General features: G+C 58.1%; 23 protein-coding genes. 7 read left to right on the top strand and 16 right to left on the bottom strand.

The window, feature by feature from the left end; translation table 11 throughout:
* Positions 1-54: 54 nt before the first annotated feature.
* Positions 55-1,152, bottom strand: coding sequence for an SPOR domain-containing protein (locus AC0L6S_RS16635; RefSeq protein ID WP_473425229.1), 1,098 nt, complete (start codon positions 1,150-1,152; stop codon positions 55-57).
* A 143-nt stretch (positions 1,153-1,295) separates the two neighbouring features.
* Between AC0L6S_RS16635 and uvrD the strand changes: the two genes are divergently transcribed.
* Positions 1,296-3,446 (top strand): DNA helicase II, encoded by a 2,151-nt coding sequence (gene uvrD / locus AC0L6S_RS16630; RefSeq protein WP_473425228.1) that lies wholly within the window; start codon positions 1,296-1,298, stop codon positions 3,444-3,446.
* A 27-nt stretch (positions 3,447-3,473) separates the two neighbouring features.
* On the top strand, positions 3,474-4,634 hold the full coding sequence (locus AC0L6S_RS16625) for a TRAP transporter substrate-binding protein (RefSeq protein ID WP_473425227.1): 1,161 nt from the start codon (positions 3,474-3,476) through the stop codon (positions 4,632-4,634).
* Positions 4,635-4,709: 75 nt separating this feature from the next.
* Here AC0L6S_RS16625 and AC0L6S_RS16620 read toward each other — a convergent pair whose 3' ends face one another.
* The 3 genes from AC0L6S_RS16620 to AC0L6S_RS16610 are packed head-to-tail and all read right to left on the bottom strand — an operon-like array spanning position 4,710 to position 7,032.
* Positions 4,710-5,102 (bottom strand): acyl-CoA thioesterase, encoded by a 393-nt coding sequence (locus AC0L6S_RS16620; RefSeq protein WP_473425226.1) that lies wholly within the window; start codon positions 5,100-5,102, stop codon positions 4,710-4,712.
* 56 nt (positions 5,103-5,158) lie between these two features.
* Positions 5,159-6,469: a TRAP transporter large permease gene (locus AC0L6S_RS16615; RefSeq protein WP_473428628.1), complete on the bottom strand. Its 1,311-nt coding sequence runs from the start codon at positions 6,467-6,469 to the stop codon at positions 5,159-5,161.
* Between the two features lie 47 nt (positions 6,470-6,516).
* The gene (locus AC0L6S_RS16610; RefSeq protein ID WP_473425225.1) at positions 6,517-7,032 is read right to left on the bottom strand and encodes a TRAP transporter small permease subunit; all 516 of its coding nucleotides are present in this window, start codon (positions 7,030-7,032) and stop codon (positions 6,517-6,519) included.
* A 101-nt stretch (positions 7,033-7,133) separates the two neighbouring features.
* Here AC0L6S_RS16610 and yaaA point away from each other — a divergent pair, with 101 nt between their 5' ends.
* Positions 7,134-7,913: a peroxide stress protein YaaA gene (yaaA, locus tag AC0L6S_RS16605; RefSeq protein ID WP_473425224.1), complete on the top strand. Its 780-nt coding sequence runs from the start codon at positions 7,134-7,136 to the stop codon at positions 7,911-7,913.
* 22 nt (positions 7,914-7,935) lie between these two features.
* Here yaaA and AC0L6S_RS16600 read toward each other — a convergent pair whose 3' ends face one another.
* Genes AC0L6S_RS16600 through AC0L6S_RS16590 form a run of 3 tightly spaced genes read right to left on the bottom strand, consistent with a single transcriptional unit; the run spans position 7,936 to position 10,657 of the window.
* Positions 7,936-9,093, bottom strand: a complete 1,158-nt coding sequence (locus tag AC0L6S_RS16600; RefSeq protein WP_473425223.1) for a GNAT family N-acetyltransferase — start codon at positions 9,091-9,093, stop codon at positions 7,936-7,938.
* A 7-nt stretch (positions 9,094-9,100) separates the two neighbouring features.
* Entirely contained in the window at positions 9,101-9,970 is an 870-nt protein-coding gene (gene ubiA / locus AC0L6S_RS16595; protein WP_473425222.1) for a 4-hydroxybenzoate octaprenyltransferase, read from the bottom strand.
* 33 nt (positions 9,971-10,003) lie between these two features.
* Positions 10,004-10,657, bottom strand: a complete 654-nt coding sequence (locus tag AC0L6S_RS16590; RefSeq protein WP_473425221.1) for a chorismate--pyruvate lyase family protein — start codon at positions 10,655-10,657, stop codon at positions 10,004-10,006.
* A gap of 215 nt (positions 10,658-10,872) precedes the next feature.
* Between AC0L6S_RS16590 and AC0L6S_RS16585 the strand changes: the two genes are divergently transcribed.
* On the top strand, positions 10,873-12,243 hold the full coding sequence (locus AC0L6S_RS16585; protein ID WP_473425220.1) for an FAD-dependent oxidoreductase: 1,371 nt from the start codon (positions 10,873-10,875) through the stop codon (positions 12,241-12,243).
* A gap of 28 nt (positions 12,244-12,271) precedes the next feature.
* Entirely contained in the window at positions 12,272-12,820 is a 549-nt protein-coding gene (locus AC0L6S_RS16580; RefSeq protein WP_473425219.1) for a DUF1415 domain-containing protein, read from the top strand.
* A 130-nt stretch (positions 12,821-12,950) separates the two neighbouring features.
* Here AC0L6S_RS16580 and recG read toward each other — a convergent pair whose 3' ends face one another.
* Positions 12,951-15,017: an ATP-dependent DNA helicase RecG gene (gene recG, locus AC0L6S_RS16575; protein WP_473425218.1), complete on the bottom strand. Its 2,067-nt coding sequence runs from the start codon at positions 15,015-15,017 to the stop codon at positions 12,951-12,953.
* Positions 15,018-15,022: 5 nt separating this feature from the next.
* A complete protein-coding gene (locus AC0L6S_RS16570; protein ID WP_473425217.1) occupies positions 15,023-15,925 on the bottom strand; it encodes a LysR substrate-binding domain-containing protein in 903 nt (300 codons plus the stop codon).
* 55 nt (positions 15,926-15,980) lie between these two features.
* Here AC0L6S_RS16570 and AC0L6S_RS16565 point away from each other — a divergent pair, with 55 nt between their 5' ends.
* Positions 15,981-16,847, top strand: a complete 867-nt coding sequence (locus tag AC0L6S_RS16565) for an NAD-dependent epimerase/dehydratase family protein (RefSeq protein WP_473425216.1) — start codon at positions 15,981-15,983, stop codon at positions 16,845-16,847.
* A gap of 23 nt (positions 16,848-16,870) precedes the next feature.
* Here AC0L6S_RS16565 and AC0L6S_RS16560 read toward each other — a convergent pair whose 3' ends face one another.
* The 6 genes from AC0L6S_RS16560 to AC0L6S_RS16535 form a co-directional block, all read right to left on the bottom strand.
* A complete protein-coding gene (locus tag AC0L6S_RS16560; RefSeq protein ID WP_473425215.1) occupies positions 16,871-18,010 on the bottom strand; it encodes a class I SAM-dependent methyltransferase in 1,140 nt (379 codons plus the stop codon).
* Positions 18,011-18,031: 21 nt separating this feature from the next.
* Entirely contained in the window at positions 18,032-18,415 is a 384-nt protein-coding gene (locus tag AC0L6S_RS16555; protein ID WP_473425214.1) for a RidA family protein, read from the bottom strand.
* A gap of 16 nt (positions 18,416-18,431) precedes the next feature.
* Complete coding sequence (locus AC0L6S_RS16550) at positions 18,432-20,549, bottom strand: RelA/SpoT family protein (RefSeq protein ID WP_473425213.1); 2,118 nt, start codon at positions 20,547-20,549, stop codon at positions 18,432-18,434.
* A gap of 53 nt (positions 20,550-20,602) precedes the next feature.
* Positions 20,603-20,863, bottom strand: coding sequence for a DNA-directed RNA polymerase subunit omega (gene rpoZ, locus AC0L6S_RS16545; RefSeq protein WP_473425212.1), 261 nt, complete (start codon positions 20,861-20,863; stop codon positions 20,603-20,605).
* A 211-nt stretch (positions 20,864-21,074) separates the two neighbouring features.
* A complete protein-coding gene (gene gmk / locus AC0L6S_RS16540; RefSeq protein WP_473425211.1) occupies positions 21,075-21,692 on the bottom strand; it encodes a guanylate kinase in 618 nt (205 codons plus the stop codon).
* 12 nt (positions 21,693-21,704) lie between these two features.
* A complete protein-coding gene (locus AC0L6S_RS16535) occupies positions 21,705-22,559 on the bottom strand; it encodes a YicC/YloC family endoribonuclease (RefSeq protein ID WP_473425210.1) in 855 nt (284 codons plus the stop codon).
* Between the two features lie 218 nt (positions 22,560-22,777).
* Here AC0L6S_RS16535 and rph point away from each other — a divergent pair, with 218 nt between their 5' ends.
* Positions 22,778-23,497 (top strand): ribonuclease PH, encoded by a 720-nt coding sequence (gene rph, locus AC0L6S_RS16530; protein WP_473425209.1) that lies wholly within the window; start codon positions 22,778-22,780, stop codon positions 23,495-23,497.
* 19 nt (positions 23,498-23,516) lie between these two features.
* On the opposite strand, the gene AC0L6S_RS16525 is transcribed toward rph, so the two are convergent.
* The gene (locus AC0L6S_RS16525) at positions 23,517-24,281 is read right to left on the bottom strand and encodes an exodeoxyribonuclease III (RefSeq protein ID WP_473425208.1); all 765 of its coding nucleotides are present in this window, start codon (positions 24,279-24,281) and stop codon (positions 23,517-23,519) included.
* Between the last annotated feature and the right edge of the window lie 143 nt (positions 24,282-24,424).

The following is a 24,424-nucleotide window of genomic DNA, read 5'->3' as shown; positions in this document are numbered from 1 at the left end:
GGAAAACAGTAACAGGAGACCGGGCTTCTGCCAAGTCAGTGTGCACGTCTCCGGCTATTCTTCACCGACCCAGAGTTTCGAAACCTGCAGATCCTTTTCCAGTTTGCGGGCTACCCGCTGAGCGGTTTCCCTGTCAGCGAGGCCTATCACCCTGAGTCGGTACAGCGTTCTACCGTCGCTGCTAATCGGAATAATCACGACTTCCCCGGCGGTCGGCCGCAACCGGCTCGCCCACGACTGCGCCATCTCACGCATTGCATATGAGCCGAAGTTCACAAACCACGGGCCGGTTGCGTCTGCTACTACAGGGTCTGACTGTTGTGGTTTGGCTGCAGGCTTGGGTGCCGGCTTGGGTTTGGGTTTCGGCTTCGGCTTCGGCTTGGGCTTAGGTTTGGATTCAGGTTTGGGTTTGCTTTTCGGTTTGGCTGGTGCAGCCGCTTTCGGCTCTGGCGCGACCTGCGCGGCGCTATTCGCCTGTCGGCTGCTGCCGCCAGGTGCTGCAGCGGAATCAGGTGACAGTGCGATGCGCAACTCGCGCAGTTGTGCCTGTAGGCCGGCGACGGTATCGCTGAGCGCTCGGTTTTCCAGTCGCAGCGCTTCTGTCTCATTAGCCAGTTTTTCAAAGGCCTTCTGCTTTGCTTCCAGTGCATCGCGACTGGCACTTGCGTCCTTGGGGTTGCCGGTAGTGGCCAGCGCTGCACGCAGTTCGCGCAGTTCATTCTCTGTAGCAGTGCGTTGTTGCATCACGCCATAACCGCCGGCGGCCAGCAGTATCAGTGCGATGACAGCAACGGCGATCAGACCCAGCGGCCAAGTCTGCGGTTGGTCCCGTTCCCCGTCCAAAAATCGCTCTTCCTCGGGCCAGTCCTCGGCGTCGTCCTCATCGGTATCCTCATCCGGCGAATCATAGTCGTAGTCGCCGTCTGCCCGATCATCGCTGAATAAGTCGGGCTCATCGCCCTCGTTATAGTCGTCGTCAAACTCGTCCTCCGGGATGTCATCATCGACATGGTATCCCGAGGCATAATCAGCGTCGCGATCGGATTCCTCATAGTCGTCATCATTGTAGCGGCTGAAGGTGGGCTCCTGACGCAAATGGCCATTCGAGCGTTCGTTGTCTTTATCCGAGCGATCGTCGTTATCTTTTGCCATCGTGGAAGCGCCCTGTGCGTGCTGATATTTCGGGCGATCATAACAGACCCTCGGGGTAATTTCCTTGCTACAAAAATCGCCTCACGGCCAAAGATTGTTGTCATGCGGGTAGTTTTCACCCCAACACTGGTTAGAATAGATCAATGGACGTATCAGAAATTCTCTCCCCCCTTAATGAAGCACAGCGCGACGCCGTTGGTGCGGAAAACCAGAACATGCTGGTGCTTGCCGGAGCTGGCAGCGGCAAGACCCGCGTATTGGTGCACCGTATAGCGTGGCTGATCAAAGCGGAGGACTTTTCGCCTTGGTCAATACTAGCCGTCACGTTTACCAATAAGGCTGCGCGGGAAATGCGTGGTCGCATCGAGGAGATGTTGCACATTCCCGCGCACGGCATGTGGGTCGGCACATTTCACGGTCTGGCCCACCGCCTGCTAAAGGCGCACTGGAAAGAGGCGGGACTGCCCCAGAACTTCCAGATACTGGATAGCGATGATCAGCTGCGCCTGGTGAAGCGGGTATGCCGGGAACTGCAGCTGGACGAATCACGGTGGCCACCCAAGCAGGCGATGTGGTTTATTAACGGGCAGAAGGACGAGGGCCTGCGTGCCGCACATGTCGATGCGCCGCCCGGCGATTTATTCGCGCAGACGATGCTGCAGGTCTATCGCGCCTACGAGGTCGCCTGCGAGCGCGCTGGTATGGTGGATTTTGCGGAATTGCTGCTACGTGCGCACGAGTTGTGGCTGAAGAGCCCGGAGGTGTTGCAGCACTACCAGGGCCGCTTCAGACAGATTCTGGTGGATGAATTCCAGGACACCAATACCGTGCAGTATGCCTGGCTTAGGGTTCTGGCGAGCTCGACTATTCCCGTGGTGGCGGTGGGGGATGACGACCAGTCCATCTACGGTTGGCGCGGCGCCAAGATTGAAAACATCCAGCGCTTTACCGACGATTTCGAATCGACCCGGACAATCCGACTGGAGCAGAACTACCGCTCGACGCAGACCATTCTGAAGGCAGCGAACGGCATCATCGCGCACAACTTCGGCCGGCTGGGCAAGGAGCTGTGGACAGCGGGTGAAGCGGGCGAACCGATCAGCCTGTACGCGGGTTATAACGAACACGATGAGGCCCGTTACATTGTGGAGCAGGCGGAGCAGTGGCTGCTGAATGGCAACGCGCGTTCTTCTGTTGCGATTTTGTATCGCTCCAACGCGCAATCGCGGGTGCTGGAAGAAGCGCTTATCCGCAGCGGTACCCCATACCGTATTTATGGCGGACAGCGCTTCTATGAGCGCATGGAAATTCGCAATGCACTGGCCTATCTGCGCCTTATGCTCAACCGCGGAGACGATGCAGCGGTAGAGCGTGTTATCAACACCCCGCCGCGTGGTATCGGTAGTAAGACACTCGATACCGTGCGTGAGTGCGCACGCGACAGGGGGGTGACGCTGTGGCTGGCCATCGCTGCAGTGCTGCAGGAGAAGTTGCTGCCCGCTCGGGCGCTGACCGCGCTGCAGGGCTTTGTTGATCTACTGGATACGCTGGACAGCGGTGCGGATGAATTACCGCTGGAAGGGCTGGTCGATCTGGCGATACGGGATTCCGGCCTGCTGGAATACCACAAGAATGAAAAGGGTGAGAAAGGCCAGGCGCGCGTCGAGAACCTCGAGGAACTGGTTAGCGCTGCCAAGCAGTTTGTCCCGGAGGATGGTGAGCTGTCTGCGCAGCAACAGTTCCTCGACCGCGCTGCACTGGATGCCGGTGATGCCCAGGCTGATGAACACGAGGACAGTGTGCAATTAATGACGCTGCACTCCGCCAAAGGGCTGGAGTTTCCGCTGGTGTTTTTAGCCGGTATGGAGGAGAACCTCTTTCCCCACCGCATGTCCATGGAAGAGCCCGGTCGCCTCGAAGAGGAACGCAGGCTCTGCTATGTGGGCATTACTCGGGCGATGGAAAAACTGGTAATCACCTACGCGGAATGCCGTCGCTTACACGGCAGTGAATCGTATAACACGCCCTCCCGCTTTGTGCGGGAAATACCGGCAGAACTATTGCAGGAAGTGCGCCTGCACGGCACAGTCACGCAGCCCGTGAGTGCTATCACCCAGGCCGAAGTGCCGGATACCGGGCTGTCATTGGGTCAACGTGTATACCATCAGGTGTTCGGTGAAGGCGTCGTGTTAAACTTCGAAGGGCGCGGCGCCAGTGCCCGCGTTGAGGTCAATTTTGATACCGAAGGCGGCAAATGGCTGGTGCTGCAATACGCAAATTTGCAGTTGATGTAGCACCATCTATCGCGGGGCGAACTGAGCATGGGCAACACTTCTTTCGAACGACGTTATACACCACTGATTATCCTGCTGCTGGTGGCCGCACTGGTGGCGACAATCGGTCTCTGGGCGACTGAGCGCGCAGGCGCAAAACGCGGTGATAGCCAGTATGTCGAAGCGGCGGGCGGCGAGAAGTATCAGTGGAAGATGGTGACCACCTGGCCAAAGAACTTCCCCGGTCTGGGTATGGCCGCCGAGAATTTTTCCAAGCTGGTAGAGGAAATGAGTGATGGCCGCCTCACCGTGCATGTTTACGGTGCCGGTGAGCTGGTGCCGGCGATGGAGGTGTTCGATGCTGTGTCGCAGGGCGTGGTTGATGCAGGCCATGGCGCGGCCTATTACTGGAAAGGTAAAGTCCCCTCCTCTGTCTTTTTTACCTCCATTCCCTTCGGCCTGAACGCACAGGAGATGAACGGCTGGCTGCATTACGGCGGCGGTCTTGAACTGTGGCAGGAGGCCTATGCGCCCTACAATCTGGTGCCGATGGCCGGCGGCAGTACCGGTGTGCAGATGGCGGGCTGGTTCAACAGGGAGATCAATTCGATCGACGACCTAAAGGGCCTGAAGATGCGCATCCCGGGCCTCGCCGGAGAGGTGTTTGCCAACGCCGGTGGAACGGCTGTCACCATCCCCGGAGGCGAGCTTTATACTTCCATGCAGACCGGTGTGATCGACGCGCTGGAGTGGGTGGGGCCCTACAACGATCTGGCGTTTGGTTTTCAGGAGGTGGCCCGCTACTACTATTACCCCGGGTGGCATGAGCCGGGCTCGATTCTGGAGTTTGTTGTCAACAAGGATTCTCTGGAGGCCCTGCCCGAGGATTTGCGGGCCATAGTCGTCACCGCCTCGCGGGCCGCCAACCAGGACATGCTGGACGAATACACGGCGCGCAACAATGCCGCCCTGCAGCGCCTGATTGATGAACACGGTGTGCAGTTGCGGCGTCTGCCCGATGACGTACTGCTGGCCCTGTGGAAGGGTACGCAGGTGGCGATGGAGAAGCTGGTGGCAGAGGATCCGATGGCCGCGAAAGTCTATGAGTCATACCGCAAGTTTTACCAGGGTGTGCGCAACTACCACCACATCTCAGAGCAGGCCTATATCAATGCCAGGGATGTAGTCATCGGAGACGATGAGCTGTAGAAACCCAGAAAACCTTTGATGAATGCGGTGATTCTTCTGGCTTTGCGTCACCGCATCAACCAGACCAGAGGTGCCCTAGCTCTTGATGGTGCGCGTACGGCCTTTCTCGTCAATGGCAACGAATACGAACTCGCCTTCCGTCACCTTGATGGGCTCACGGTCGTGCTTGGAGTTGATCCACACTTCCACAATAATGCGGATAGAGCTGCGCCCCACCTCCAGTACATCGCAGTAACATGACACCACTGCGCCCACATGCACTGGCGTCAGGAATGCCATGCCGTCGATAGCAACGGTGGCGACCCTGCCGCCGGCAACTTCAATAGCGGTGATCATTCCCGCTATATCCATTTGCGACAATAGCCAGCCGCCGAAGATATCGCCGTTGGCGTTGGTGTCCTTGGGCATCGCTACTGTTTGCAGTGCCAGGTCTCCCTGGGGGATCGGCGCAGTATCAATATCGTTCATCGCAGTTGCCTGTTGTAATGTACAAGTCGTTTTCGGGCGGCGCCTTGCCGCGCCGCCTATTTAAGGGTTGCGGGCAGCCATGTTGCCATCTGCGGCCAGAACCACAGCGCTACCAGCAATATCAACTGTAGGAGTATAAAGGGAACTACACCCCGGTAGATAGCACCGGTCGATACGGATGAAGGGGCCACGCCGCGCAGGTAAAAGAGGGCAAAGCCGAACGGGGGGGTCAGGAAAGATGTCTGCAGGTTGAGCGCTATCATAATGCCGAGCCAGATGGGATCGACCCCCATGGTTAACAATATGGGCCCGACAATGGGCACCACCACAAAAGTAATCTCGATAAAATCGAGAATAAAGCCGAGCAGGAAGATCAGCAGCATCACCACCAGTGTGGCGGACATAACGCCGCCAGGCAGCGCGTTGAAAAACCCGTGGATCAGTTCCTCACCCCCGAAGCCCCTGAACACCAGCGAAAACACAGCGGCACCGATCAGGATCATAAACACCATGCAGGTCACTTCCAGCGTCTGTTGCAGCGTTTCCCGCAGGCGCGCAAGGTTCATCTGCCTTTTCAACAGCGCCAGCAGGAAGGCGCCGACTGCGCCAATACCGGCGGCCTCTGTGGGTGTAGCGGCACCCAGCATGATGGAGCCGAGCACTACGCCGATCAACAGCAGCGGTGGCAGCAGGCCACGCAGTACTTGTCCGGCGGAGATGGGTTCAACCTTGCCGGGCGGTGCAGTCTCCGGCCGTAGGTGGGCCTGAACCAGCAGATAGAGGATGTAGAGTCCGATCAAGACCATGCCCGGTATCAGTGCCCCGACAAACAGGTCGCCAACTGAGACGGTTTTGGGGTTGAGCACGTGCATATTGAGCTGCGCCCGCTGATAGGCGTTGGAGAGGATATCGCCCAGCATCACCAGTACGATGGAGGGCGGTACAATTTGTCCGAGCGTACCGGTTGCACAGATGGTACCCGTAGCCAGTGAGGGGCTGTAGCCGCTGCGCAGCATACTCGGCAGTGACAGCAAGCCCATCGTTACCACCGTGGCCCCGACAATACCGGTGCTGGCGGCCAGAAACATGCCCACCACCACCACCGAGATACCCAGCCCGCCGCGCAGGCCGCCGAACAAACGGGCCATACTGTCCAGCAATTCCTCGGCGATACGGGATTTCTCCAGGATATTCCCCATCAGGATAAACAGGGGCACGGCGATCAGCGTGGTGTTGTTGATCGTACCGAATATTCGCCCGGGTAGCGCCGACAGGAAGCCGGCATCGAAAACACCGGCCAGTACGCCGCCAGCGGCGAACGCCAGTGCGGTGCCCGCGAGGGTGAACGCCACGGGGTAGCCGAACATCAATAGCAGGCAGACCGCCAGAAACAGATAGAGTGAGAGGTATTCCACTAGCTGGCTGTGTCCTCTACCAGAATCAGTGCGTTGCGCAGAATTTCAGCCAGCCCCTGCAGCGCCAGATTGATCGCCATCAGCGGGATCAGGGTCTTCAGCAAAAAAACAGCGGGTATACCGCCGGGCTCAGCAGAGGCCTCGCGCATGCCCCAGGACTCACTGACATAGCCCCAGCTGCTGGCGACGATAAAGGCGCACAGTGGCAGCAAAAACAGGATTCCGCCGAGGCTGTTCGTCCAGGCGCGGGCGCGGGTGCCGAATTTCCGGTAGAAAATGTCGACCCGGACATGCGCACCGGTTTTTAGTGCGTAGGCCGCGCCCAGCAGGAACACGCTGCCGTGCATGTAGGTGACTGCTTCCTGTGTCGGGATCGAGCCTATGCCAAAGCCATAGCGCATGACGACCACCAGGGTGGTCAGTAGGGCCATAAACAGGAGAAGCCACGCCAGCAGGCGGCCGCTACGATCTGTGAAGCTATCGATAAAATGCACAAAGGCGTGCAAAAAATGCATGGCTGATAGGTCTTTTTGATTATTCGGACGAAGGGTATCATAGCGCACTCCCCGACGTGAAAAGATATTCTCCGACAACCCCTTAACCAGGATGAGACTTGATGTTGACCGTAATTTCGCCGGCCAAGACACTGGATTTTGACACCGCAGCACCTGCGCGCAGAGCGACCCAGCCGCAGTTTCTGGCGCGTGCCGCCGAGCTGGTTGAGGACGCACGCGCGCTGGCCCCGGACGATATTCGCAATTTGATGGGTGTCAGCGAAAATATTGCGGAACTGAACCACCGCCGGTTTATGAACTGGAGCCAGCCCTTTAACAAGAGCAACGCCAGACACTCCCTGCTGGCCTTCAAGGGCGATGTCTATGTCGGCCTTGAGGCCGAAACACTGGACGATAATCAGCTGAGCTTTGCCCAGCAGCACCTGCGGATTCTCTCGGGCCTTTACGGCCTACTGCGACCGCTGGATCTGATGCAGCCCTATCGCCTGGAGATGGGACTGCCCTTCGCCAACCGAGGTGGTAAAAATCTCTATGAATTCTGGGGCACAGCGATAACGGACGCCCTCAACAAAGCGATCCGTAAATCCGGCACCAACGTGCTGGTGAACCTCGCGTCGCAGGAGTATTTCCGCGCAGTGCAGGCAACATCCCTGAATGCGGATGTGATCACCCCGGTATTCAGGGATCTTAAGGGCGAGCGCTATAAAGTCATCAGCTTTTATGCCAAAAAAGCACGCGGGCAGATGGCGCGTTTTATCATTGCGAACGAACTGCAGGAGCCCGATGATCTGAAGCAGTTCAAAACGGGTGGCTATCGCTATAACAAGAAAGAATCCAGCGCAAGGGAATTGGTATTTACCCGCGATAAACCTCCCGAGTAAACCAAACGCGCGAGGCGTTCGATTATTTGAAGGGCAGCAAGGCCGACGCGGACTGCTGGTATTGCTCGTTGTGCTGTGCCTCACGGCGCGTGAAATCACCGACAGCTGCGGAAAGTTGCGGATCTGCAATCCAGTGATTTGACCAAGTGGTGATGGGTCGAAACCCTCGCTGAATTTTGTGTTCTCCCTGTGCGCCCGGGTCGAAACGCTGCAGCTCATTGGCAATACAGTATTCAATGCCCTGGTAATAGCAGGCTTCGAAATGCAGGCAGTCGTACTCCTGTTCGCAGCCCCAATAGCGCCCGTACAGGGTATCGCTGCTGCGAAAGTACAGCGCGCCAGCAACGGCGCGTTCATTGAGATACGCCAGGACCATAATCACCTGATCGCCCATGGCGGCGGCGGTGTTTAGAAAAAATTCGCGGCTCAGGTAGCCGCCGTGACCGCTGCGCTTGGCATAGGTGAGCTGGTAAAAGTGATAAAACTGCTCCCACTGTTGTGCACCGATCTCCTCGCCGGTCAACGTTTTCAGGGTTAACCCCTGCTCCACCACCCGCCGGCGCTCCTTTTTCAGCGATTTGCGTTTACGGCTGTTGAAGGTTGCCAGAAAGTCGTCGAAGCTCTGAAAGCCGTCATTAAACCAGTGAAACTGTGTGGCCGCGCGGCGGTGCAGGTTAGCATTCAACAGCGTTTCGCTGATCGCCTCGGTCGGGAACAGCAGGTGCCAGGAGGAGATATCCCGGCGCGTTGCCAGCTCGCGCACAGCGGCAATGGCGGCGTGCAGGCACTCGTTCTCATCCATGCCAGGGGCGGCGCACAGCCGTGGCCCTGTTGCCGGAGTGAACGGGATGGCGGTGAGCAGTTTGGGGTAGTACTCCAGACCACTCTGTCGCCACGCATCGGCCCATGACCAGTCGAAGACATACTCGCCGTAGGAGTGCGATTTCAGGTAGAGCGGCATCACCGCCGCCAGCGCATCACCCTTGCGCAACAGTAGATGACAGGGCTGCCATCCAGTCTCTGCCGTGGTGCAATCCGTTGTTTCCAGACCGAACAGAAAGGCGTGACGTAGAAACGGGTAGTCTGTGTTGGCGACGCTGTCCCACTGCGCAGCCGGTATCTGGTCGAGGCTGGTAAGAAATTCAGCGCTCAGGGGCGCGGGCTGTGTTGTGTTAGCCATTGCTGGTTCAGGCATTCCCTATCAGGTAGTCCATAGCCACGCCTAGAAAAACGACCATGCCGACCCAGTTGTTGTGTAAAAACGCCTTGAAACAGGCATCGGGCCTGCGGTCTCGGAGCAGCCACTGTTGATAGACAAACAGCGCAGCGGCCACCAGCAAGGCGCCGTTGAATACACCGCCCAGCCCGAAACCCCTGCCCGCCAAATAGAAGGCGATAAGGCAGGCCGCCTGCAGTATTCCGATAGCCGCGCGGTCGTAGCGTCCAAACAGGATGGCGCTGGACTTGATGCCCACCTTGAGATCATCTTCGCGATCTACCATCGCGTAAGCGGTGTCGAAGGCGATCGTCCACAGCAGGTTACCCAGAAACAGGAACCACAGTGCAGGTGGCAGTGCGTTGGTCTGGGCTGCGAAGGCCATGGGTATTCCCCATGAGAACGCCGCGCCCAGAGCCAGCTGGGGCATGTGCGTATAGCGCTTCATAAACGGGTAGGTGGATGCCAGTGCCACAGCGATAAACGACAACTGTACGGTAAAGGTATTGGTGAACAGCACCAGAATAAACGCGAGCACCATTAGTACTGTGAACAGTAGCAACGCTTCGCGCACTGTCACCTCCCCGGTGACCAAGGGCCGCGCATTGGTACGCGATACCCCGCCATCGAGGTTTCTGTCGGCAAAATCATTCACTATGCAGCCGGCTGAGCGCATCAGGAATGTACCGAGCACAAAAATCACCAGCAGGTGCAGATCAGGTACACCTTTTGCAGCCAGCCACAGAGCGCACAGTGTCGGCCACAGCAGCAGCAGGGTGCCGATAGGCTTGTCGAAGCGGATCAGTTGTAACAGTGCGCTGGTTTTGGAGGAGAGTGCCATGGAACCCCGAGACGGCAGTGCGAGTGGCCCAGCTTACTGGGTTGACGATCTAAATGCAGCGCTCACTTTACCACGCTGCGTTCTGTGGACGTGCAGGGATTCCTGCCACGGGGTGAAGGCTTGCAGGAAAACTTCGCTGACCATCAGCCGTTTGCCGGCGATCTCAAATCGGGAACGGCGCCCCCAGGCGGGCCCGGTTTGCTTCAGGTTCGCCGGGAGATAGGCATCGTCGCCTGCCATCAGCGCCAGTTCAAAGGGATGGCGGCGCATGTCAGGGTGTTTGAACAGAATGGCCCCCAGTGATTTGTTCTGCAGTCGTCGCAAATGGGCCAGGCTGCCCGACAGGCTTGAAATCGGAAAGACACTGCGCGCAAACACCACTGCATCGCTGCCCAGTATCAGGGCAACCTCGCGCACCAGCGCGAGCTGGCGCGCAGGCAGCTCCAGCAGGGCTCTTTCGGAGGGCAGTGGTACGTCCCAGCCCTGGTACAGCCGCCGGACACTGAACTCACCACGGCCGGAATTGGTCAGCCTGGCGGTCAGTGAGCCGTCGTCGGTCAACCAGCTGCGCAGTCCCGACGGCAGTGTTGTACTGGTGAAATGTCCCACCGGTCGCCAGCGGGGTTCGTCGGCGATACGCCGTCGACCCTGCAGGCGCGGCGTCAGATTGAAAGATGATGGTTCCAAACGCTGGTATCCTTGATTCGGAAGGCGAGAATGCTTGATCAGGCGAGCGCATGCAAGCAGGCGGGCTAAAATGACAGCCCGCTTAAGGGGAGAAAACCCTTGCACAATTATCGTACAACTCTATAGTGTTTCGTCTCAAAATTTGTCTATTTATCTATTGCCAGCCAGATGTGTCTGGCTGGTATGTCACCCTTTAGAAAAAAGTGAGTCGGAACATGAGTAAGTGGGAATGTATTGTCTGTGGCCTGGTCTATGACGAAAAAGAAGGTTGGCCAGACGATGGGATTGCACCGGGTACCAAGTGGGAAGATGTGCCGGAAGACTGGCTCTGCCCCGATTGCGGTGTGGGCAAGGAAGATTTCGAACTGCTTGAAGAGGCGCCGGTTGACGATGCACCCCACCATGAAGATGCGGTGGCTGATACCGAGCATCCTCCGGTTGTGATCCTTGGGACTGGCCTTGCCGGCTACGGTCTGGCCAAGGAGTTCCGCAAGCACGATGAGGACACACCACTGATCCTGATTACATCGGATGACGGGCGCTCGTATTCCAAGCCCATGCTGTCCACCGGATACACCCGGGGTCAGGGGGCGGATGATCTGGCGCAGTCAGATGCGGGCAATATGGCCAAGCAACTCAAAGCCAGTGTCTGGACGATGACCAAGGTAAACGAAATTGATACTGACAAGCAGTTAATCAAGGTTGGAGATACTGATACTGCTATCCATTACGGAAAGCTGGTGTTGGCGCTGGGGGCTGAGGTGATCCGTCCTCCTATAGGCGGGAATGGCCATGAGCTGGTGTACTCAGTGAATGATCTGATGGATTACAGCGATTTCCGTACGGCAGTTGCCAAGAACGACGTGAAAAAAGTCTGCATCATCGGCGGCGGGCTTATCGGCTGCGAGTACACCAATGATTTGATCAACGGCGGTTTTGAGATCGAGGTTGTGGATCCATTGGGCTACTGCCTGCCGACGCTGCTGCCGGAGCCTGCCGGTAAAGCGGTGCAGGCGGCGCTGGAAGCGAAGGGTGCGAAATTCCATTTCGGACCACTGGTAACCGCTGTCGATAAAGCGGACAAAGGCGTCACTGTGAGCCTGAACAACGGCGAGACAATCAGCGCAGACATCGTGATTTCCGCGGTGGGTGTGCGTCCCCGCACCGAGCTGGCGAAAGCCAGCGGCATTGAGACCAATCGTGGCATTGTCACCAACCGCTTGCTCGAGACCAATATCCCCAACGTGTATGCGATGGGAGATTGTGCCGAAGTGAACGGACACGTGCTGGTGTATGTGGCGCCGCTGATGGCCGCGGCCAAAGCCCTCGGGAAAACGCTGGCAGGTGAGCCCACAGAAGTTGTTTACCCGGCCATGCCGGTCACCATCAAGACCCCCGCTTGCCCCGTGGTCGTGGCGCCTGTGGCGCCGGGTACAGACGGTGAGTGGACGATTGATGTCGACGGCAGTAATGTCAAGGCACAGTTCCGCGACAGCAGCGGCGCGCTATTGGGCTTTGCCCTGACGGGTGAGGCGACCAAAGAGAAGCTCGCACTGCAGAAAGAACTGCCGGCTATCATGGCCTGACGTGCGCGCCCGGTTAGCAGGTTCTCTGGTGACCGGGCAGGTTGTTCCCCATATTCGGCGCTGGCTAGACGATTTTGTCGTCGGCTTGAACCTGTGCCCTTTCGCGCGCCCACTGTTGGGTGCGCCCAATCTGCGTATCGCCCTGTGTGAAGGCAGCGATATCGCTGCGCTACGCCGCGCCTTTTTGCTTGAGCTGGATTTGCTGCAGTGCAGCTCGGAACAGGATGTCGCCACCACCCTGCTGGCCTTTCCCAATGCGTTGCAGGACTTTGAGGACTATCTGGATTTTCTGGAGGATGCGCAGGGCCTGCTGCACGATGCCGGCCTTGAATATCTGGTGCAATTGGCAAGCTTTCATCCCCACTATCGCTTTGCCGGAGAGTCTCCGGATGCGGCCAGCCATTATAGCAACCGGGCGCCCTACCCGATCATCCATCTGCTGCGTGAAGACATGCTGACCCGTGCGCTGGCAGATTTTGCCGATCCCCAGCAGATACCGGATAGGAATATTGAAACCCTGAATGCGATTGGTAGCGAAGAACTGGCGCGACGCTGGCAGGCACTGTTCCTTCCCTAGCGCCACGCCGGGCTTGTTACCGCGCGGACGGTTGCCACAGAGGCTGACGCATCGTGGGGTGTGTTGATTAGTGTCAGCTATCAGCTTAAGGGAGCGCGATACACCGTGCCGCTGCTACACTAAACCGGAATCAAACCTTGGCAAACTGCTGTCCGGTGCCGGTCCAGCGTTGAATCAACGGCTCGGCCAGCTCCGGGTGGGATGCCCGAATGGTCTCTGAGATCACTTCAACCTCATCCAGCAAATGTTCGTGCGCGGGCAACTCGGCAATACGAAACTCCATCAACCCGGTCTGGCGTGTACCGAGGACTTCACCCGGCCCGCGCAGTTCCAGGTCCTTCTGCGCGATATAAAAGCCGTCTGAGCTTTCCCGCAGCACCGACAGTCGCTGCCTGCCGTTGGCTGACAGCGGTGTCTGGTAGAGCAGCACACAGTGGCTGGCCTGCGCGCCGCGGCCGACCCTGCCGCGCAGCTGATGCAGCTGCGCCAGGCCTAGACGCTCCGGGTTCTCGACTATCATCAGGCTGGCATTGGGAACATCCACGCCCACTTCAATGACGGTGGTGGCCACCAGTAAGGCCAGCTCTCCGCGCTTGAATGCGGCCATCACCGACTCCTTCTCCGCCGGCTTCAGCCGCCCGTGGATCAGCCCTATCGCCAGTTCCGGCAGCGCCAGGCGCAGTTCTTCAGCGGTGGCCTCGGCGGCCTGTGCTTGCAGGGCGTCGCTCTCCTCGATCAGGGTGCAGACCCAGTAGGCCTGGCGCCCTTCGCTGCAGGCGGCCGCGACCCTGGCAACTACCTCCTGCCGGCGGCTGTTGTCAATCAGCACGGTGGTTACCGCCGTTCTTCCTGGTGGCAGCTCGTCGATCACGGAGCAGTCCAGGTCGGCGTAGGCGACCATGGACAGCGTGCGCGGGATGGGTGTTGCCGTCATCACCAGCTGATGCGCCCGGCCGAGTTCCGGTGCGGTTTTGCGTGTCAGGTTGAGGCGCTGGTGGACACCAAAGCGGTGCTGCTCATCCACCACCACCAGTCCGAGGCGCGCAAAGGCCACCTCGTCCTGGAACAGTGCATGCGTACCGATGATGAGACTGGCTTCTCCGCTGGCCATGCGCGCCAGCGCGCTGGCCCGCTTATTCCCCTTGGAGCGGCCACTCAGCCATTCCATGGTTATGCCCAGTGGCTCAAACCACTGGCAGAATGTACGCCAGTGTTGCTCGGCGAGGATTTCTGTCGGTGCCATGATGGCGACCTGATAGCCATTGCCGATGGCCTGCAGGGCTGCGCCCGCGGCTACCAGTGTCTTGCCGGAGCCCACATCGCCCTGAACCAGTCGCAGCATGGGATAGGGTCTGGCCAGGTCAGCCGCGATTTCAGCCAGTACACTCGACTGGGCCCGCGTCGGTGAGAATGGCAGGCTGTCGAGGAAGGTACTGAGCAATCCCTCGTCTGGCAGCAGTGGTGGTGCGCCTTCGGATTGTTGGTGTTCGCGCAGGCGGTGCAGCGACAGGTTGTGCGCCACCAGTTCCTCCAGTGCTAGTCGCAGTTGTGCCGGGTGCCGCCCTTCGCGCAGCAATCCTAGCGAGGCATCCGGCGGGGGTGCATGCAGGAACTCCAGCGCCCGGGCCAGCGCGTAGGGCGACTCGCCGGTGGGTGGTAGCAGCTCTTGTACTGGCTCCCGTTGCAGCTGCAGCAGGGCCTGTTCGCACAGTTTGCGCCATTGGTTTTGACCTATCCCGGCGGTTGTTGGGTAGATCGGGGTCAGCGCCTCTGCCACCGGGGTGTTGTCGCCGCGTACCTGCTGGTATTCAGGGTGGTACATCTCAAGGCCGCTGCCGCCGCGCCTTACCTGCCCGAAACAGCGCAGGCGTGTTCCGGGCTGTAAGTTGTTCTTCTGGGCGGCGGAAAAATGGAAGAAGCGCAGTGTCAGTGTGCCGCTGCCATCCTGGATACGCGCGACAAGGCTGCGCCGCCGCGCAAAGACCACATCGGCTGCGCGCACCTCACCTTCAATCACTACATCGGCGCCCTCTGTGGCTGCGGCAATCGGCGTTACCCGGGTGCGGTCCTGATAGCGAAGTGGTAGATGGAACAGTAAATCCTCTACACAGTGCACGCCGTAATCAGCGAGTTTGGCTGCCAGCCTGGGGCCCACCCCATGCAGCTCGCGCACTGAAAGACTGGCAATGCCGGGCATGGGACTCAGTCAGGCCGCAGCGCGTCGATGAGGATGTCGATGGCCTCGGTGCGCGGATAACTCACGCGCCAGGCGATTGCGATAGAGCGCTTGGGTACGGGGTCGGCAAAGGGGCGCACTGCGAGGGTGCGCTCGCCGTAGGTCGCCTCCCTGGCAGCCGACTCTGGCAGTACGGTGATACCGAGACCGCTTGCCACCATGTGCTTGAGTGTTTCCAGCGAGCTGCCTTCAATCACAGCATCACCCTGAGCTGATTTTTCGCGTATAGCCTGCTGTAAACCTGGGCAGGCTTCCAGCACCTGATCGCGGAAGCAGTGACCCTCGCCCATTAGCAGTACGCGCTGCTCGGCCAGTGCGCTGGCCTCGATATGCGATTCGGATGCCAGCGCGTGATCTTCCGGCAGCAGCACTACAAACGGTTCATCAAACAGCGCTCGTGTGACCACTTCAGTTTCGGTAAACGGCAGGGCGACGAAGATCGCATCCAGTTCGCCGCTACTCAATTTACCGCGCAGGTTGGCGGTGTAGTTTTCCTCGATAAACAGCGGCATTTCCGGCGCCAGTTGTTGCAGGTGACTGATCAGACGGGGAAACAGATACGGCCCGACGGTATAGATTGCACCGACGCAGAGCATGCTGCCCAGAGGGTCCTTTCCCTGCTCGGCCAGCTGACGCAGATTCTGCGCTTCTTGCAGTACGGTGCGAGCCTGCTCCACAATACGTATCCCGGTGGGGGTGCTGGCCACTTTGTGGTGGGCGCGTTCAAACAGGCTGACACCCAGTTCGTCCTCCAGCTTCTTTATTGCGATGCTGAGCGTCGGCTGGCTGACATTGCACTGCTCGGCCGCTTTGCGAAAGTGACCTGTTTCTGACAGGGCCACGAGATAGCGGAGTTCTGTTAGTGTCATAGCGTCTCTGTCCTGACGTCGTCAGTCTCTAGTGTAACCAGTGAGTGATCAGTTTATGAAGAACAGTTCTGTCCTAATTGTGGGTTGTGGCGACCTGGGTATCCGTGTGGGCACAATGCTGGCTGAGCAAGCGTGTGCAGTCACCGGTGTCAGGCGCGACACTGCGAAATTGCCAGCTCATTTTACGGCTCATGCGGCAAACTATACACAGCCGGGCAGTCTGGATTTTGCCGCACAGCTCAGGCCGGATTATGTGCTGGCAATCTTCAATCCCGCGGATAGATCGGAAGCGGGATACAGAGCCGGTTTTCTGTCGGCAATGGGCAATCTGCTGTCCGGGCTCGGCGAGCATCGGCCCCGCCGTATTTTGATGACCAGCAGTACTCGTGTTTTTGCCGAGGCACAAGGCGGCTGGGTCGATGAGAGCAGCGCCCTGACTACGACCGACCCGTGGGCACTGCAGATCATCGCGGCAGAGCAACTGCTGCTGAATTCCCCTCAAGCTGCATCCGTGGTGCGCCTGGCCGGCGTATATGGTATTCCGGGTGGGCGGCTGTTGGCGCGTATCCGCCGCGGCGAACTGTGTCCGCCAGAACCGGTCAGTTACACCAACCGCATCCACCGGGCAGATTGCGCGGGTTTTCTACTGCACCTGCTGGAACTGGCCAGTGCCAGCATTGAACTTGAGCCCGTCTATATCGGCGTGGACGACCTACCGGCACCGCGCTATGAAGTGGAAACTTGGCTGGCCACGCAAATGGGTCTGGAATTTGATGCAGATACCTATCCCGAGCTCCGCCCTGATCCGACCCGTCACAACTCGGCGGGACACAAGCGCTGTCGCAACATTGCCTTGCGCCGCAGTGGCTACCAGCTAATTTTTCCCGATTTCAGGAAAGGGTACGCCGATTTGCTTTGCTGATCCCGGTGGGCCTGGGCGAATAATCAAACACGTTCTAGCCAGAGGCTGCCACCGTCGTTCTCACCGAGATCAACGCCAAGCGGCGTAAACACGGAATCCCTCACTTTGGGATGGAGGTAGGAATTGAAGTACAGAATCCGGAAATCGTTATTGAATTGGAGGAAGGCGCGGACGAGGTATGACTCTGTCCATGCCCTGCCCTCATGGATCCACTCATCGGGATAGTCGAACGGCCAGTAGATGTCGTGAATGTGGATTAGCACGCCGGATTTGAGCCTCGGCAGTATATCGAAGATCTCATAGTTCACATCGCTATTGATTTTTGATACGTGCGTCGAATCGATAAAAAGAATATCGCCAGCCGCAAGGGCGTCAAAAAAGGTGAGGTCCACCTCCTGTACCGCTGATGACAATATCCCATGCCGTGTATCCTCCTTGCGCAGCAGAGATCGAAGTAGCCGCGGGTAAGGTTCTATAAACCAGCACTGGGTATCGCTTTTGCCCAATGAATCCAGCGAGTCGAGGGCTGCCGCTGAAGAGAAACCAGAACCGATTTCGATTATGCGACGCGGGTTATAGTGGCGTATGAAACTGTAGAAGATAAACGCGTCAGAAAAAGGGAATGAAACATTCTCTGCGTAGTAGCGCTTGGACTCATCCTTGAATCGCGCCAGCGGGCATTCAAGAAAATAGTTTGCGAACTCCTTTGCAAGATCCGTTTGTGCGGTCAGGCGGAGATCTATACCGGCGACAGACTCGCAAGCGGTGTCCCTGACGTATTGCGCACGCTCCTGCGCAGAAGGTAGCGCAGAGAAAAAGTGCCCTGCCGGATAGGCCTCGCGGCTGGCGGAGTGTGAATCGAATTCCGGGCATTGCAATATCTCACAGACGAACTCATCTCGCGTCATTGCGCCAGCTTCGAACTGCCGAATAAAAGCGGCCTTGTCTATCTCACTGGGAGGGCGCCCGAGAATTCCCTGATAACAAAGGTCGAGGAAGTCGGTGTCACTCACAGTCCGCGCAGTGGCGACACCAGGCACCAGACGACGGATTATCGCGGTGCTGTAGTGTCGCAGCCCCCGTTTGATATAGCGTGCAACATCGATAATGAAAAAGCGCGCAATCTTGAAGAGATTGAGAATCATTGAGCTTCCTTGCGTCATGATTGAATTTTCCGATACGTGCTAAAGCGCCAACACGGCCTCTATTTCAATTTGCGCGCCCTTTGGCAGGGCGGCCACCTGCACGCAGGCGCGTGCGGGAAAAGGCGGTTCTAAAAACTGTGCCATCACCTCGTTTACTGCGCTGAAGTGTTGCAGGTCTGTCACGGAAATATTGATTTTGACAGCGTTCTGCAGGCTGCCGCCAGCGGCTTTGGCCACGGCGGCCAGGTTTTCAAACACCTGTGTGGTCTGCGCTGTAATGTCTCCGGCAACCAGTTCCGCTGTGCCGGGCACCAGTGGAATCTGGCCGGACAGCCACACGGTATTACCCACTTTGATCGCTTGCGAATACGGCCCGATAGCGTCGGGGGCGTCAGGAGTTGAGATGACGGCGCGATTACTCAAAAGGGTTCTCCAATAGTCAGTTAGTGATACGGGTAACCTTGCGCACATGGTTGATGGTACGCAGGCGCTTCATGATGCGCGCGAGATGGACGCGGCCGTTCACCATCATCTCCAGAGTAACATAGGTGAACTGGTAGTCTTTGTCATCCGTGGTGATTTTTTCGATATTGACGCCCATGCTGTTGATGCGTGTTGCGATCACAGCAATCATGCCGCGGCGGTTCTCGACCTCAACCCGCAATTCGGCGCGGTATTCACCCTCTACACTGTCATCCCATCGCAACGCGATGCGGCGCTCGTTGTGGTCGCGGATGTCCACCAGGTTCTTGCAGCGTACGCGGTGCACTACCACACCTTTTTCCTGGCTCAGATAGCCCTCTATCGGGTCGCCAGGAATGGGGTGGCAACAGCGCGCATAACTGACCATAAAGCCCTCGGTGCCACGAATGGCAACCGGCTGTGCCGACTCGCTGTTTGGTTGCAGTTGGTCTTCTTCCGGGCCGCTGAGCAATTGTTGTGCGGTGAAGGTGGGCAGGCGGCTGCCGCGGGCAATATCGACCAGTAAATCATCCAGGGCATTGTAATGCTGCTGCGTGAGGAACTCCTCGAGCTGTTTTGCCGGCAGGTCTTGCAGGCTGCTGCCAAAGCCGGCGAGTCCCTTGTCCAACAGCGTGCGCCCCAGTGCCACGGAGTCATCCCTGGTCTGGTATTTCAGGAAGTGGTGGATATTGGAGCGGGCTTTGGCGGTGACGGCGTAATCGAGCCAGGACGGGTTGGGGCGCGCGCCAGAGGATGTCAGAATTTCGACGGTCTGACCGCTCTGCAGTGGCTCCGACAGGGGCGCGAGGCGGCGGTTGATGCGACAGGCCACGCAACTGTTTCCGACATCGGTGTGCACGGCATAGGCGAAGTCCACCGCGGTGGCACGCCGTGGCAGCTCCAGAATACGACCCTTGGGGGTGAATACGTAGATCTCGTCGGGGAACAGATCAATTTTGACGCTCTCGATAAACTCCAGCGAATTGCCAGCGCGCTGCTGCATTTCGAGCAGGCCCTGCACCCATTCGCGTGCGCGTGCATGGCTGCCCTTGGCGGAGGAGTCTTCACTTTTGTAGAGCCAGTGTGCAGCGATGCCGTTATTGGCCATGTCCTCCATCTCCTGGGTGCGGATCTGGACTTCGATCGGGACGCCGTGCATGCCCATCAGTACTGTGTGCAGGGACTGATAGCCGTTGGCCTTAGGAATGGCGATGTAATCCTTGAACTCTCCCGGTACCGGCTTGTAGAGGCTGTGAATACAGCCCAGTACGCGGTAGCAGGTGTCGACAGAATCGACAATGATGCGAAACGCGTAGATATCCATAATCTCGGAGAAAGATTTGCGCTTGGACTTCATCTTTTTGTAGATGCTGTAGACATGTTTTTCGCGCCCGATCACGGCGACATCGTGCCCTTCCTGTTGCAGGGTGGCCTCTATCTGGTGCCGGACCTTCTCCACCAGTTCCTTGCGATGTCCCCCCGCCTGGCGCAGCGCGGCATCAATACGCGAGGCGCGCATCGGGTAGAGTGCTTTGAAGCCTAGATCCTCGAATTCCATGCGCACGGAATTCATGCCCAGGCGCATGGCAATCGGAGAATAAATTTCGAGTGTTTCGCGGGCTATGCGCCGTGCTTTGGCGGATTTGAGCACGCCGAGGGTGCGCATGTTGTGCAGGCGGTCGGCCAGTTTAACCAGAATAACGCGGATATCCTGGGCCATCGCCAACGCCATTTTCTGGAAGTTCTCGGCCTGCTTTTCCTCCAGCGACTCAAACTCCATCTGTGTCAGCTTGCTCACGCCATCGACGAGTTCTGCAACCGTGTCGCCAAACTGCTCGCCGATAACCACTTTCTCAATGCCGGTGTCCTCAATGACATCGTGCAACATCGCGGCCACGAGGCTTTGATGATCCATGTGCATATCGGCCAGGATACCGGCCACTGCGAGGGGATGGGTTACATAGGGTTCACCGCTGCGTCGCCGCTGACCGTAGTGGGCCTGCTCGGCAAAAAAGTAGGCGCGATTGACGTGGTTGGTCTGCTCGGGGTTGAGGTAGCTGCGCAGCGTGGTATTGAGGGCATCCAGGGTTTGCATGTCGTTAATTCAAGACCCGTTACAGAGGATGCCCGGCAAATGAGGAAACTCTGTTAGAGGGTTTCAGAAGCCTCCATAACGTCTGCCAGTTCGTCCTCAGCTTCCATTTCGCTTTCTCGCTTCAGGATCTCGTTGGATACGAGGCCTTCGGCAATTTCACGCAGTGCGATGACGGTGGGTTTGTCCGACTCTTCCTGAACCATGGGGTCTCTGCCGCCGGTAGCCAGCTGCCGGGCGCGCTTGCTGGCCACCATTACCAGTTCAAAGCGGTTAGCGACATTTTCCAGACAATCTTCAACAGTTACGCGTGCCATTCTCTATTACTTCCCATTTGCGTGCATCTCAGGGGTGCTGCTCCCTGCGACACATGTTTCGATAAGCTGGGGCCTACCAGTGAAAACCGGGAGCCCCGCACTTTGCCTGACGCACAGCTGCGCCGGAGGAACCGTCAATTATAACGCGAGATACCCCGTGCGCGTCCAGCCAAATAATGCCGATTCTACACAGTCCGGGTGATGTGCGGGGCTAGTTGAGCAGGTCCTGCAGCATGCCCTCCAGCACCGTCTGCTGTCGCGCAGTGCGCAGCCGCTGGCTGATGACAATGGCGTGTAACTCGTCCAATGCCCGGTCAAAGTCCTGGTTTACCACCAGATAGTCGCTCTCCACATAATGTGACATCTCCTCTACCGCCACATTCATACGGTTTTCGATAATTGCCGGGTCATCCTGCCCGCGGTTCCTGAGTCGCTGCAGCAACGATTCGCGGTCGGGGGGCAGAATGAAAATGGCCTGCGTCCGCGGCAGTAGCCGTTTCACCTGCTGTGCCCCCTGCCAGTCAATTTCCAGAATAATGTCGTTGCCCAGCTTGAGCTGGCTCTCTACCCATACACCGGAGGTGCCGTACAGATTGCCAAAAACGTGCGCGTGCTCGAGAAACTCATTGCGCTCAAGCATGGCGAGGAAATCGCTCTCCGCGACAAAGTGATAGTTGACGCCGTCCTGCTCGCCGGGCCGAATAGGTCGCGTGGTGTGGGAGACTGAAACCTGTAATTCCTGGCACCGCTCGACCAGCGCGTTGACCAGGCTCGTTTTGCCCGCTCCCGAAGGCGCGGACACGGTGTACAGTGTGCCGGTTTGGGTCATTATCTGTTCCTGTTACTCGATGTTCTGGATCTGTTCGCGCATTTGCTCGATCAGTACTTTCAGTTCGACAGCGTTCTGGGTGGTGCTGGCGGACTGAGATTTGGAGGACAGTGTATTGGCCTCCCGGTTTAACTCCTGCATCAGAAAGTCCAGCCGGCGGCCGCAGGGCCCGCCTTTTTCCAGCGTGCGTTGCACCTCTCCGATGTGTGCGACCAGCCTGTCCAGCTCTTCGTCGACATCCGCTTTCTGCGCCAGATAGACAAGTTCCTGCTCGAGGCGGCCCTGATCGACCTCCACCTTAAGGTCTGCAATGCGGGCAGTGATGCGGTCGCGCTGATGCTGCATCAGCGCCGGCAGTATTTCTCGGGTGGCCTCGACAGCTGTAGCGACCTGTGACAGGCGGTCCTTCACCAGCGCCGCCAGCTTGGCACCCTCGCGCTCGCGGTTTTGCTGCATACTGTTTAATGCCGTGTTAAACAGTGCAAGTGCCTGTTCGCGCAGCTGCTCTTCGGGCTCTTCCGGGCCGCTGCAGATACCGGGGAACTGCAATACCTGAAGCGGGTCGATGGGCGCAGGATTGTCCAGCCTGGCCTCAATATTTCGCGCTGCTGCTATCAGCGCCTCCAGTCTCTCGCTGTCGACCTCCAGTGCGCCGGCCTGTGTCGGGTGTGACTGCAGGCGTATCATACAGTCGAGCTTGCCCCTGGACAGGGCTGCGCCAGCTCCATCGCGCAAGCGGGGCTCCAGCGAGCGCAGTTCATCGGGCAGTTTGAAGCTGCAGTCGAGATAGCGGTGGTTTACCGAGCGCAACTCTACCGTCAGGACGCCGTTTCTTGTCGCGGCGCTCTCACGCGCAAAAGCGGTCATGCTTTGGATCATCTGTGTCGCAGGCCTTTGTTGTACAGCAGGCCAGCGAGTGTAGCAGCTTGTTTCTGGCGCATACAGGTCGGGCCGCGCAGGTCGGGCCGCGCAGGTCGGGCCGCGCCGCCAACTCCCACCCCATACCATTTAAGTCGCCCGCAGTGCAGCATCACCCTAACGCCTCGCGTATACTGGCGCGCCTGAATCACAAACGGAGTATAAACATGCAACGACCCAGCGGCCGCACGGCTGAACAACTGCGGGAGATATCCATCACACGCAATTTCACTCACCATGCTGAGGGCTCAGTGCTGGTCTGCTTCGGCAATACCAAGGTGATATGCACGGCCTCGGCTGAAAAAGGCGTGCCCAGCTTTATGCGGGGCGAAGGGCGGGGCTGGGTGACCGCTGAATACGGCATGTTGCCGCGCTCCACCGGCACTCGCATGGGCCGGGAAGCAGCCCGTGGGAAACAGGGCGGACGCACGGTGGAGATACAGCGTTTGATCGGCCGCTCACTGCGTGCAGCCCTCGACCTCTCGAAGCTTGGCGAGAATACGATCACCATCGATTGCGATGTGATTCAGGCCGACGGCGGTACGCGTACCGCCGCCATTACCGGTGCCTGTGTCGCTCTGGTCGATGCGATCAACTATCTGCAGCGTGAAAAGCTGCTGACGGAAGACCCGCTGCGGCAGATGATCGCCTCCGTCTCGGTGGGTATTTATCAGGGTGTCCCAGTGCTGGATCTTGACTATGTCGAGGATTCCGCCGCCGATACCGACATGAACGTGATCATGGATGCAGCCGGCGGCTTTATCGAGGTGCAGGGCACAGCGGAGCAGGCGCCCTTCGCACGCGCCGAGCTGGACAGCTTGTTGGATTTGGCTAGCGGGGGAATAAAGCAGCTGAACGAACTGCAAAAGGCAGCGCTGGCGTCCTGAGACGCCAGCGAACCCTGGGCTACACTTCGATGTCGTAGTCCATGATGATGGGGGCGTGTGTGGAAAACTCCTTTATCTTGTAGATCGCACCGTAGTCCACGGCGTACTTCAGGCCCTGTGAGATAATTTGGAAGTCTGTGCGCAAGCCGTTTTCACCGCGCTTGCCATCGGGCCACCAACTGAACTCATCCTGATCCGAATTGATTTCGCGGAATGCATCGACATAGCCTGACGCGAGCAGTTCGTCCATCCACTGCCGCTCCTCGGCCAGAAAGCCGCTGTTGGTGCTGTTTTTCTCAGTGTCCTGTACATCCGCTGCGCTATGGGCGATATGCCAGTTTCCGCAGATGATGAATTCTCGGCGCTTGTTGCGGATCTTCTGCAGGTGGGAACCCAGCAGTTCGTAGAATTCGTTCTTGCGAGCCTGCTGCTCGCCGTCATTGTCCTGTACCGAGGGCGCCAGTAGACACGCGACGCTGAGGTTCTCATAGTCGGCTTGAATATAACGTCCTTCCATATCGAAGTCGCTGAACCCGAGACCCGTCATGATGGCCTTGGGCATTTCCCGGCAGTAGATGGCCACGCCGTTGGCCTTGCCGTCGACATCGTCAAAGAAGTAGGCGTTGTAGTCGGAAGGGAAAAAGACATTGTCTTTTAAATCGTATTCCGAGCACTGCAGATCCTGAATGCAGATAAAGTCGGCGTCCTGCTCATTCAGCCAATCGTAAAGCCCGTTTTTTGCGGCGTTCTGTATGCCGTCAGCGCTGAAGCTGATGATCCTCATTCTTGGCCCCTTGGTAATAGAGCGTGTATCATGATGCGCGAACTCCGCGCCGATTTAAAAAGTGCGTAGAACTCCCGAGATAACGCTCGTACATCTAATCTTTTTAGTTGATTAACCGCCGTTTCGCCAGCAGTGATTGCGAT

This window comes from Halioglobus sp. D3-4 (assembly GCF_055809315.1).
The sequence above is the reverse complement of the archived record's forward strand: the minus strand, read 5'-3'. Positions and strand labels throughout refer to the sequence as shown.

Excerpts from the sequence above, each read along its gene's own strand:
- AC0L6S_RS16625 (WP_473425227.1), top strand. The coding sequence starts at position 3,474 with ATGGGCAACACTTCTTTCGAACGACGTTATACACCACTGATTATCCTG.
- uvrD (WP_473425228.1), top strand. The coding sequence starts at position 1,296 with ATGGACGTATCAGAAATTCTCTCCCCCCTTAATGAAGCACAGCGCGAC.
- AC0L6S_RS16620 (WP_473425226.1), bottom strand. The coding sequence starts at position 5,102 with ATGAACGATATTGATACTGCGCCGATCCCCCAGGGAGACCTGGCACTG.
- AC0L6S_RS16535 (WP_473425210.1), bottom strand. The coding sequence starts at position 22,559 with ATGACCGCTTTTGCGCGTGAGAGCGCCGCGACAAGAAACGGCGTCCTG.
- AC0L6S_RS16600 (WP_473425223.1), bottom strand. The coding sequence starts at position 9,093 with ATGGCTAACACAACACAGCCCGCGCCCCTGAGCGCTGAATTTCTTACC.
- AC0L6S_RS16550 (WP_473425213.1), bottom strand. The coding sequence starts at position 20,549 with ATGCAAACCCTGGATGCCCTCAATACCACGCTGCGCAGCTACCTCAAC.
- AC0L6S_RS16565 (WP_473425216.1), top strand. The coding sequence starts at position 15,981 with ATGAAGAACAGTTCTGTCCTAATTGTGGGTTGTGGCGACCTGGGTATC.
- yaaA (WP_473425224.1), top strand. The coding sequence starts at position 7,134 with ATGTTGACCGTAATTTCGCCGGCCAAGACACTGGATTTTGACACCGCA.
- gmk (WP_473425211.1), bottom strand. The coding sequence starts at position 21,692 with ATGACCCAAACCGGCACACTGTACACCGTGTCCGCGCCTTCGGGAGCG.
- AC0L6S_RS16610 (WP_473425225.1), bottom strand. The coding sequence starts at position 7,032 with ATGCATTTTTTGCACGCCTTTGTGCATTTTATCGATAGCTTCACAGAT.
- ubiA (WP_473425222.1), bottom strand. The coding sequence starts at position 9,970 with ATGGCACTCTCCTCCAAAACCAGCGCACTGTTACAACTGATCCGCTTC.
- rpoZ (WP_473425212.1), bottom strand. The coding sequence starts at position 20,863 with ATGGCACGCGTAACTGTTGAAGATTGTCTGGAAAATGTCGCTAACCGC.
- AC0L6S_RS16525 (WP_473425208.1), bottom strand. The coding sequence starts at position 24,281 with ATGAGGATCATCAGCTTCAGCGCTGACGGCATACAGAACGCCGCAAAA.
- AC0L6S_RS16585 (WP_473425220.1), top strand. The coding sequence starts at position 10,873 with ATGAGTAAGTGGGAATGTATTGTCTGTGGCCTGGTCTATGACGAAAAA.
- AC0L6S_RS16615 (WP_473428628.1), bottom strand. The coding sequence starts at position 6,469 with ATGTTCGGCTACCCCGTGGCGTTCACCCTCGCGGGCACCGCACTGGCG.
- AC0L6S_RS16635 (WP_473425229.1), bottom strand. The coding sequence starts at position 1,152 with ATGGCAAAAGATAACGACGATCGCTCGGATAAAGACAACGAACGCTCG.
- recG (WP_473425218.1), bottom strand. The coding sequence starts at position 15,017 with ATGCCCGGCATTGCCAGTCTTTCAGTGCGCGAGCTGCATGGGGTGGGC.
- rph (WP_473425209.1), top strand. The coding sequence starts at position 22,778 with ATGCAACGACCCAGCGGCCGCACGGCTGAACAACTGCGGGAGATATCC.
- AC0L6S_RS16560 (WP_473425215.1), bottom strand. The coding sequence starts at position 18,010 with ATGACGCAAGGAAGCTCAATGATTCTCAATCTCTTCAAGATTGCGCGC.
- AC0L6S_RS16570 (WP_473425217.1), bottom strand. The coding sequence starts at position 15,925 with ATGACACTAACAGAACTCCGCTATCTCGTGGCCCTGTCAGAAACAGGT.